At 57.9% G+C, this 9,379-nt stretch carries 9 protein-coding genes; 6 read left to right on the forward strand and 3 right to left on the reverse strand.

Annotated features, from left to right (window positions below; all coding sequences use genetic code 11):
* The 6 genes from APH44_RS28470 to APH44_RS28495 form a co-directional block, all read left to right on the forward strand.
* Nucleotides 1-898, forward strand: an 898-nt coding sequence (locus APH44_RS28470; RefSeq protein WP_054895627.1) for an ATPase, T2SS/T4P/T4SS family, incomplete at its 5' end; no start/stop codon positions are given.
* A complete protein-coding gene (locus tag APH44_RS28475) occupies nucleotides 882-1,799 on the forward strand; it encodes a lytic transglycosylase domain-containing protein (RefSeq protein WP_028691941.1) in 918 nt (305 codons plus the stop codon). The genes APH44_RS28470 and APH44_RS28475, both read left to right, overlap by 17 nt.
* 28 nt (nucleotides 1,800-1,827) lie before the next feature.
* Entirely contained in the window at nucleotides 1,828-2,163 is a 336-nt protein-coding gene (locus tag APH44_RS28480; RefSeq protein WP_028691942.1) for a TrbM/KikA/MpfK family conjugal transfer protein, read from the forward strand.
* Nucleotides 2,153-2,758, forward strand: coding sequence for a phospholipase D family protein (locus APH44_RS28485; RefSeq protein ID WP_028691943.1), 606 nt, complete (start codon nucleotides 2,153-2,155; stop codon nucleotides 2,756-2,758). The genes APH44_RS28480 and APH44_RS28485 overlap by 11 nt, the downstream gene beginning before the upstream one ends.
* A 12-nt stretch (nucleotides 2,759-2,770) precedes the next feature.
* Nucleotides 2,771-3,403 carry a hypothetical protein gene (locus APH44_RS28490; RefSeq protein WP_028691944.1) on the forward strand — a complete coding sequence of 211 codons (633 nt, stop codon included), beginning with the start codon at nucleotides 2,771-2,773 and terminating at the stop codon, nucleotides 3,401-3,403.
* Nucleotides 3,404-3,464: 61 nt separating this feature from the next.
* The gene (locus tag APH44_RS28495; RefSeq protein ID WP_028691945.1) at nucleotides 3,465-3,950 is read left to right on the forward strand and encodes a hypothetical protein; all 486 of its coding nucleotides are present in this window, start codon (nucleotides 3,465-3,467) and stop codon (nucleotides 3,948-3,950) included.
* Between the two features lies 1 nt (nucleotide 3,951).
* On the opposite strand, the gene mobF is transcribed toward APH44_RS28495, so the two are convergent.
* The 3 genes from mobF to APH44_RS28510 are packed head-to-tail and all read right to left on the reverse strand — an operon-like array spanning nucleotide 3,952 to nucleotide 8,833.
* Complete coding sequence (gene mobF, locus APH44_RS28500) at nucleotides 3,952-6,888, reverse strand: MobF family relaxase (protein ID WP_028691946.1); 2,937 nt, start codon at nucleotides 6,886-6,888, stop codon at nucleotides 3,952-3,954.
* 11 nt (nucleotides 6,889-6,899) lie between these two features.
* The gene (locus APH44_RS28505; RefSeq protein ID WP_028691947.1) at nucleotides 6,900-8,450 is read right to left on the reverse strand and encodes a type IV secretion system DNA-binding domain-containing protein; all 1,551 of its coding nucleotides are present in this window, start codon (nucleotides 8,448-8,450) and stop codon (nucleotides 6,900-6,902) included.
* The gene (locus APH44_RS28510) at nucleotides 8,450-8,833 is read right to left on the reverse strand and encodes a hypothetical protein (RefSeq protein WP_028691948.1); all 384 of its coding nucleotides are present in this window, start codon (nucleotides 8,831-8,833) and stop codon (nucleotides 8,450-8,452) included. Before APH44_RS28510 ends, APH44_RS28505 begins: the two co-directional genes overlap by 1 nt.
* Nucleotides 8,834-9,379: the final 546 nt, after the last annotated feature.

Consider the following 9,379-nt stretch of genomic DNA (forward strand, 5'->3'; position numbering starts at 1 on the left):
GGTTCCGGTTCAAGGTGTAACGCTCCCCCTGATCAAATCGCTGGCCAGCCTGATTGCCGCCCACACTGACCAGGAAGTGAGCGCCTACACGCCAATCCTGTCGGGGCGTATCCCAATCAATCTGGACGACAACGTCCCGGACAACGAGCGGGGCGACTACCGCGTCCAGATCGTCCTGGCCCCGGCTGTTGAGCAGCACATCGGCGGTATCGTCTGTATCCGTAAACCAGGGCGGAAGCAAATTACCCTCGATCAATACGAGGCTTCCGGTGCTTTCGACTTCATCAACCAGCCACGTGATCATGGCCAGTACAGCGATGATCACCTGGTTGAACTGTATCGGGCCAAGCGCTGGAAAGAGTTCTTCAAGGGCATCGTCAAGGCGCGCAAGAACATCATGGTTTCTGCCGGTACCAATGCCGGCAAAACCACTTTCCTCAACGAGTTGCTGCAGCATGTGGACGGCAACAATGGCGAGCGAGTAATCACCATTGAGGACACCCGCGAACTGCGCCCAGCGGGCGGGAACGTGGTGAACCTGATCTATTCGCGAGGTGGCCAGGGCAAGGCCCGTGTCACGCCATTCGATCACCTGGAATCGATTCTTCGTCTGACCCCTGACCGGGCAATTATGGGCGAGCTGCGTGGCGGCGAGGCGTTCCCCTTCCTTGAACTGATGAACACCGGTCACAGCGGCACGATGAGTTCTATCCACGCCGACTCGCCGGATCTCATGTTCGACCGCCTGGCATCAATGGCATCGCGTGGCGGTGCTGACATGAGCAAAAACCAGCTGATCGAGTTCTCCCGGCATCTGATCGATGTCGTTATCCAGTGGGAATACGGCTTCGATGGCCGACGCATCATCACGGAGGTTCACTATGCGAAAGCTGCCTAAGTTCACCCTGGCGCTGCTGGCCAGTGTCTGCGCGTCTGCCATGGTTCATGCCGAAGATGCACAGCCGACCCGGTTTTCCGAACTTGCCGCCAAGTGCGCGCCGACCGTTCACCCGTCCACGCTCAAGGCGTTGATCGGCAACGAGTCTACCTTCAACCCTTACGCAATCGGCGTGGTTGGCACTCACCTGCAGCGGCAACCTCAGTCCTTGAGCGAAGCCATCGCCACTGCCGAGCAGTTGGAACGGGACGGCAAGCGTTATGCCATGGGCCTTGGCCAGTTGCTAGTCACCAACATGCGTGCACGCGGGCTGAGCTATCAGGATGTGTTCGAGCCATGCCGCAACCTGCAGGCCATCAGCAACTTGCTGGTGGAGTATTACAAGCAGGCGCTTACGACCAGTAGTGACAAGCAAGAGGCGCTGTTGAAGGCCTTTTCGATGTACTACAGCGGCAACGAGCTGCGTGGCTTCCGCCCGGATCGACCTGGCGAAATGTCTTACGTCGAGAAAGTGGTTCACCGCGCCCTGAACCCCACTGCTGAGGATCCGATTGTGCCGGCTGTAGAGGGTGCAGAAGGCGCTGAGCCGATTTCCGTGGTTGCAGCTAGCTCCCCTGCCCGAAAAGCGCCGCAGCGCGCTCGTAGGGCCTCTGAACAGCAGGAAGGTCCATGGCTGACCTTCACTGACGACAATGGCCAAGCCGTTGCTGCCGCGAAGACTGAGACTGCCAGCAAGCCGCAGATCCAAGTCCACCTCAACACCGATGCCGAGGCTGATATTCCGAAGCGGGAATTCAAGCGCTTCGATCAGCCTGCGCCACAACACTTTGAACAAGCCGAGGCGCAGCCTGTTGCCGAACAGCAGCAAGCCACCCCGTCATTTGTCCAGATCATCAATTGATTTCTCGCACGCGAGAAAAGGAGTTCGTATGCGCACCCCAATCATGACTTTCCTCGCTGCGCTGGCATTTGCCGGTACCGTGCAGGCGAATGAATTGCCGCAGCCACCAACTAATTACGACTACGGCTCTAAAAGCGATTCAGAAGCTTGTGGGGCCACCCTGTGTCTGCTGGGCATGATCCGCGACGGTGATTGTGACAAGTACGTCACCAAGTACTTCAGCATCATTCGAACGAAAAAAGGAAAATTCAGCCCGTCCAGAACTGCCGAAGCTCGGGGTGACTTTGTTGCCCAGTGCGCTGAGGACCAGGACCGTGCTAAAGCGGCCAATGACAAATGGGGGACCGTACAACGTGGCTTCTAAGTTCACTGCAGTAAGGTCCCTTTCCTTGGCCGTAGCGATGGTGGCCAGCTCCCTGGTTTGGGCTGACCAGGCGCCTGCTTCGTCGGAGCCTGCAGCCGCACCGCTATTGGTCGATGGCGCGCGCCGCATTGAAGTCGGCTTCTCGCCAGAAGGCTCGGCACAGGATCTAGTACTGCGCACCATTGGCGCGGCCAAAAGCTCGATTCGCCTTTCGGCGTACATGCTGACCAGCCCCGATGTGACCAAGGCCTTGATCTCGGCCAAACAGCGCGGTGTCGATGTGGCGGTGGTGGCTGACCATCAAGGCAATCTGCAAGGTGGCGCTGCCCGCGCTGGCCAACATGCGCTGACATTGCTGGCCCGTGCCGGCATCCCAACCCGTACGGTGAAGGCCTACGCGATCCACCATGACAAGTTCATGGTGATTGACGGCAAGGCAGTTGAAACCGGCAGCTACAACTACACCGCTGCAGCTGCCAGAAACAATAGTGAGAACGCACTGGTCGTCTGGAACGACGCCGATCTCGCTGAGCAGTACCTGAACCACTGGCAGAGCCGGTGGGAGAAGGGCCAAGCATTCAAACCAAGCTACTGAGAGGGCACGCACATGGACAAGCAAACTGATCAGACCACCACTTACCAGCTGTTCCAAAAGGGCAGGGAACCGGAAACGTTCACCGACGCAAAGCTGGCGGGCGCAGCCTGGTTCAAGGCCGAGCTTTCCGACAAATCCGTGATGACTGTTCAACAGGGCGGGCAAGCCGCTCGTGTCTTTGCGCAGGTTGGCAAGGAGGGCACGCAGTATTACAAGGATCTGCCGTTCGACAATATGCCAGGCGCTGCAGACTTCAAAGCCTCGTTCAAGGATGCGCTGGAGCTGCGCAAGGCTGAGCAATCCGGCGCGGCCTCTGGTAAACCCGGTGAAGCGATGGCAATGGCCAAGCCAATGGATATGCCGGCCATCAAGGCAGCTGAGCAGGGCAAGACCTACGACGGCAAGATAGTCGCCTTCCACAATAACCAGGTGATTCAGGCCGTCAGTGACGGACAGAAGACTATCCATATTGCCCATGAGCGAGCGGCCTTGAGCAGTGCCAAGGCTGGGTTGTTGCACCAGGGCAAGGATCTGTCGATCCGTTACCCGTTCTCGGGCGTTGGCATCGTGCAAGAACGCCAGCTGCAGCACGAACTAAAAACCCCCTCACACCAACCGAAAGGCTACGGCGGCAAAGGTTTTTGAGTAGTAGCTGAAAAAGGAGAAAGGAGCCGGTAGGCTCCTTTCTTTTTGCCCGATATTCGATATGACTCATGACGAAATCGATCAGCTGCTGTGGCCATTCGAGCCGCTATTCGGTCGCTGGTCGGACGCACAGATCGCCACTGCAGCGGGTGTTAGCATCCACGCGGTGGCAGGACGGCGCCGACGCCTTGGCATTGGGAGCCATCTGCAGGCCTATGACTCCATCTTGGGTCTGTTCACGGATGAGCATGTGGCCCAGCTGGCAGGGGTGGCCAAGCAAACGATAACGGTCAGGCGGTCATCCCTGGGCATTCCGTCGCACCGTGACCAGCAGACCAATCCGCTCGAAGTGTTCGATCCCCTGCTAGGGGTGTTGAGCGATGCAGCGATTGCTCAACTCGCCGGCAGAAGTCCAAGTGCAGTCCTCAAGCGCCGGCGTAAACTTGGAATCACCACGTACCGTCCACGTTCCGATACCCCGCCACTGAAAACCCCGCACAAGGCGGGGCATAGTGGGAAGCTGGCCAGCACCACCAAAAGCGTTTGACTCACATCCTGGGATGCCCGCTGCTCGGGCCTTCCAAGCGAGTACGTTGCTTGCGCTCCAGCGCCTGGCCGTCCGCAACATTCCGCGGTTGAATCGACTCCCTACGCTGCCGCTCGCGTTCCTGCTGCAGCGACAACGCCGTGGTTTTGTCGTAGCGCTTGGCGATTGCTGCCGGCAGACCTTTGATTGAGTCTGCATAGACGCGGGCTTCATGCCGTGCCCGGCTGATGGCCACATACCAAAGGTTCTGCGAGGTGGTGCGGCTCTTGGTGTTGAGCGAGATCATGACGCGATCATTGGTCAGACCCTGAGCGCTGTGGACGGTCGCGGAATAGGCATGTTCCAGGTGCAACGGCTTGTTGGTCGGCAAGCTCACGGTGCGTTCGGGCTGGCCGTTGATCTCCTTGAGCGAAGCCAGCTGCACCACGCCGCCCTCGATGCTGACTACGCGCATGCGGTCGCCGTTGGTGAGGTCCAGCTTGGGATCCTGGCGGTTGATGCGAATGAGGTCACCCACAGACAGCTCGGGTTTCTCCAGCTTGTAGACACTGAGCTTGGTGGCCTGTCTCGGGTTGAACTCGTATCGGTTGCCGCTACGGTCCTTGACCACAAGCACATTACCCGGCAGCGCCTGGTCGACCACATACAGCTCACCTCGTACCAGGCCAGCCCGTTTATAGTCCTTTTCCGGCTGAATGATCATGCCCTGCTTGTAGCTGGGGGCGTACCGACGTTCTGCGTCGGTGGAATCGACACGGTTCAACGTTTCGAACTGTTTACCCTTCCCCAGCAGCCCGAGTGCCTGGCGGGCCATCTGGTTGATTTCCTTCCGGTCCTTGTTGGTGCCGGCAACGATCAATACCTCTTTGCGTTGGTCGGGCGTCAGTGCCATGTAGTCGCGGACAATGGCCTGGTGCCGCTCAGTGGCCGTTCGCAATTCTTCAACGTGTTTCAGGTGATCCAGGGACTTGGTGGGCTTCCCCTCGGCCGCATGCTGCACTGCCAGTTTCAACTCGGGATCCTTCTGCCGCTGGATCTCCTTGATACGTGCGGTCTGCATGCCGTTTTGCTGCAGCTGAGCAAATGGCTTGCCTGCCTCGATGGCCTCGGTTTGCTTGGTGTCACCCAGCTGGATCAAGCGGGCGCCGGATTGCTCGATCTCCCGCATCAGCCGTTCCATCTGGCGGGCGCCCACCACGCCGGCCTCATCGAGAATAACGATGGTCTTGGCATCCAATCCCTTGTTCTTGGTGTGGAAGAAGCTGGCCAGCGTGTGCGCATCCAACCCTTCGTTCTTCAAGGCGGTGACCTGGTTGCCGTACGGTGCCAGGGCAACAACTCTGTACCCTGATCCCGGTTGGGAATCCCGGCTGGCCATCGCGGCGTTCACGGAATCGATCAGTTTGACGGCACGGTCTACCGAGTAGGTTTTGCCGGTACCGGCATCACCCTGGATGCCTACAAATCGATTGTTGGTGCTGACGATCACCTCAACGGCTTGGTATTGGCCAGCCGACAAGGTGGACCCTTCCAGCGCCTTGGCCACCTGTTCCTTGGTCATCAACGGGGTGACCTGGCCACGGCCTGTCCGCTCGATAGCCAGAATGGCTTTCTCGCGCTTCAAGGCCTTCTGCGTCGTATAGCGCTTTTCTGCAGGCTCTAGCGAACCGCGCTTGATAGCCTTGTCTACATACTGACGGGCCTGTTTCTCACTCCAGCCTTTCAGCTCCTGCAGGTGTGCCCGCCAGCCAGCAGGCGACAGTACCGGCGAATCTAAGTCGCCGTTGGGCATGCGGTAGGTCGGCGGAGATTCGATAAGCGTCCCTTGCTTGACCAGGCGCTTGATTTCCTCGTTTACCTGATCAGGGGTAGCAAGGCCGACCGCACGTCGCAAGGCGACGGTGCGCAGGTCATTTTCCCCTACCACTTGCTCACGTTCGGTCAGGTGATTGATGGCGTACTGGACAACGGCCTGCCCTGGCGTGATGCCCTCGGGCAGGCTGTATTCTGCAGGGCTGCCCTTGCGAGGCGCGTATTCGCGATTGTCCAGGTGGCTGCGAGCGCCAAAATCAATGCCCAGCTCGCGAGCTTTGGTTACCCAATATTCTTTGACCAGGTGGCGGTCGCGCTCGTCCTTGCGTGGCCGTGTGGCCATCGCAATGATCTGCTTTTCGAGCGGGGTGGCATCGGCGCGGGTTTTTCCGTCCTTGGCCAGCGCGTCCTCGATCACTTTGGAACGACTGGAAAACGCCTCGATCTGGTCACGCGATATGTGGGCCAGCTCGAAGTTGCCCTGGTTATCCAGAACCCGGATCTCATATCCCAGCGCACGCAGTTCCTGGGCAAGGATGCCCTTGTACATGGCATCGACTTGCGGCTGGATCTTGTAGATATCGTCGTTGCGCAAAGCGCGCCATTTGCCATCCGACCGCCTGGTCATGTTCATGACCACGGCATGCGTGTGCATCTGCGGATCCTTGGCCCGGCTCATTTCATGACGAAACTTGCCTATCACCAAGTTGCCCGAGCGCTCGAGCATGGTTTTGCCGTTCACCTTCAATCGTGTTTGGGCCAGGCGCTCGACTTCCTCCATGCTCTTGGTCACTGCGCGGTCGTGTGCTGCCATCACATCCTTGTCGCCGGCGATCAGCGCCTGCATTGAGACGGACTTAGGAGCCGAGAACGTTAGGTCTAAGCCCATGCGACGGGAGCCTGTTTCCTTGTCGAAGGTCTTAGCCATTCGTTCGCCATTCGGGAGCTTTCCATCGAACAGACGGGCCAGCTCCTTCTGGTCGATAGGCCCCTCCAAACCCAGCAACTCGGCACCGATACCTTGCCACTCGCCGGGGGCTTCCTTGGCGTAGTAGTCATCGGCGTTGGAAAAGTAGCCTGCCGCCGCGTACTGGTTGTCACCCTTGATCAGCGTCACGTTGAACATCGCTTACCTCGTCAAGCTGCTTGGCCAATGACGATTGCCGGCGCCCGCTCTTTGTAATCGACGTAAGGCGTCTTGATCTTGGTAATGGGGAAGTCCTCGGCAAACTTGACGTAGGCTTCCAAGTCATTGAGGTTCGAGATCTCCGAATCCATCACGACCGGTTCCAGCTTGATTTCCTCGGCCCTCGTCATGCGCCCTGCAGTCCAAGACTTGCGGAAGCGCTTGACCTCCTGATTGCCCAAGATTTCCTTGGCCATTTCGGCGTTCTTGGCGTTTGCCGCCGCCAGAATGACGTAGTTACGAAAGCACGACAGCAGCGTGTCCGCGTCGTCCCGGCCATAACTTGCGTTGAGCTGGGACCAGTCTTGCAGACTGCCGACCATGCGCAGGCCATGTTTCCGGCCCTTGGTCGCAGCGGGAACGAAACTCTCCAATTTACCGAGCGATTGCAGCTCATCGAGAAACAGCCACAGACGTTTACCGGTCATTGGCTCGGAGCTGAGGATGGTTGCGCAGATGGTATCGATCCAGGTGGCCACCAGCGGGCGCATGGTGTCGCGCATATCCTCCCGCCAGGTAATGAACAGGTTGCCGGCGTCGGGATCATTCACCCAGCGATAAATCGAAAAGTCACCTTTACCCATGTAGCGAAGAGGGCGGATGTACTTGTTCATCATGAACTGGATGCTTGCGATGGCTTTCTCCGCGTTGTCACGGAAATAGCCTTCGGAGTCGGTGTTCGCCAAGAACGCCCGGATGGTGTCGCCATCTTCGCGAACCAGAAGGTTGACCAGCGTATCTTGGTTGGCGTTGTTCGTTTCCATCAGCTTGCGCATGGTGTCGGACAGTACGTCCCGAGCGTAGGCACACCACTGCTCGTCGCTGGGGTCTACCTGCGGCGGAATGATCGATTTAGCCATGCGGTTGAAATCGTGAACGCCACGGATCTCGTTGAAGATGGTCCAGCCTGCAGAGCGCGCATCAAAGGGATTGAGAATGTAGTCGCCCTTGAAACTGAACTTGGAGTAAAAGGTCCCGTTGGGATCGACCACGGCCATGCGGTCGTTGCGCCGTAATGCCGATGCGATCATGCCTTCCATGGTCACGGACTTACCGGCACCGATGGACGCGCAGATCATGGTGTTGCGGTCTTCTAGGTGCAGCGGCATCGGCAGCTTGCCGACCATGATTGGCTTGGCATTCTCCAACCCCTTTTTGCGGCGCTCACGGTTGGTCTTGGCATTGCGAGCGTTGACCTTGCGCTCCACGAAATGCCAGTTACGAATCCGAGAACCACGCAGCCATTGCTGGAACCGTTCGCCTCTGAACCCGTCGTCGCAGTATTCGTACAGGTAGTAACACAAGCCTGCAGCAACAACCGAGGTGGCAATGGTGGCACCCAGCACTAGAGGTTCGTGCCAGCCGTTGTGCAGTGTTTCTTTGAACGCTGCAGGGAACGGCGCCAGTGGCAGCTGAGCCAGCTGGGTGCCGGCCAACCAGCCAGCGATCGGCAAACCAAAGCCCGCTGTCATAGCGGCGGAATCAACCTCTTGTTTGTGCATCAGTCCTCTCCTGATAGACGTTCAATGTCCTCGGCCAGGTCGGGCAAAAGTGCTGCGAGTGCATCCTCGCTGCTGACCAGGTGCTTGAGATGAGCGCGCAGCTCATTGACCTTGCCCTGTGCCGTTCCTTGACGCAGCAGATAGACCACGATGGCCTGAATGGTTCTGCTCCGTGCCTGTTCCTGGGTGATGGTTTCGAGCAAGCCAAGGATCTGTTGCTGCTCGGCCCAGCTGTCCATATCCACCTGCCGGCCACCTTTGTCTGTGGCCAGCACCCGGTCGCGGATGTAGCTCGATAGGTGCTTATAGCCAGCGAGTGCCGCCGCTTCTTCAACCCTGGACAGCTGCTCGTCGTTGAATCGAATGGGTACTGTTTTGCCCACGTTGCTCCCTCAAATGCACCTTGAAAATTGGGGTTTGACATGCCCAAAGGTAACGCACATTCGCTGTAATGCAAATGTATCACACAAAAACCTTGATTTATCTGCACTGCAAGCATACTTTGTAATACAAACGTATCACGTAGTAAATTCTGGAAAAGCGGCTCAGGCTCAAGGCTGACGCGGCTTCCACCTCCCGCCAGGGAGGTGCGTGTTGTGTATTGAGATTTTGACCCTGTTAAGGGTCGAAATTGATGCTCTTGTTAAGGGCGTTTTTAGTGCCTAGGCCGAAGGCCGTAGCGAGCGGAGGACAAGGGTAGGCAGAAAGGGTGCTGTATGGCTGTAGATTGAGTGCAGAAGGGGTATAGCTTGACTACAGGTAGGGGGTGAGTAGGATACAGGGTAAATGCAATATGGGTGCAGGTAGGGTGCAAAATGGCAGGCAAGGATATCGAGAAGGCACTGATGGCGGTTGAGCCAGTGACAAAGGCAGCGAAAATACGCAAGGTCATGCCAGTGATCGAGAAGCAGCTGAGGGCAGGTGTACGA

Source organism: Pseudomonas sp. NBRC 111143 (assembly GCF_001320965.1).
Lineage (GTDB): Bacteria > Pseudomonadota > Gammaproteobacteria > Pseudomonadales > Pseudomonadaceae > Aquipseudomonas > Aquipseudomonas machongensis.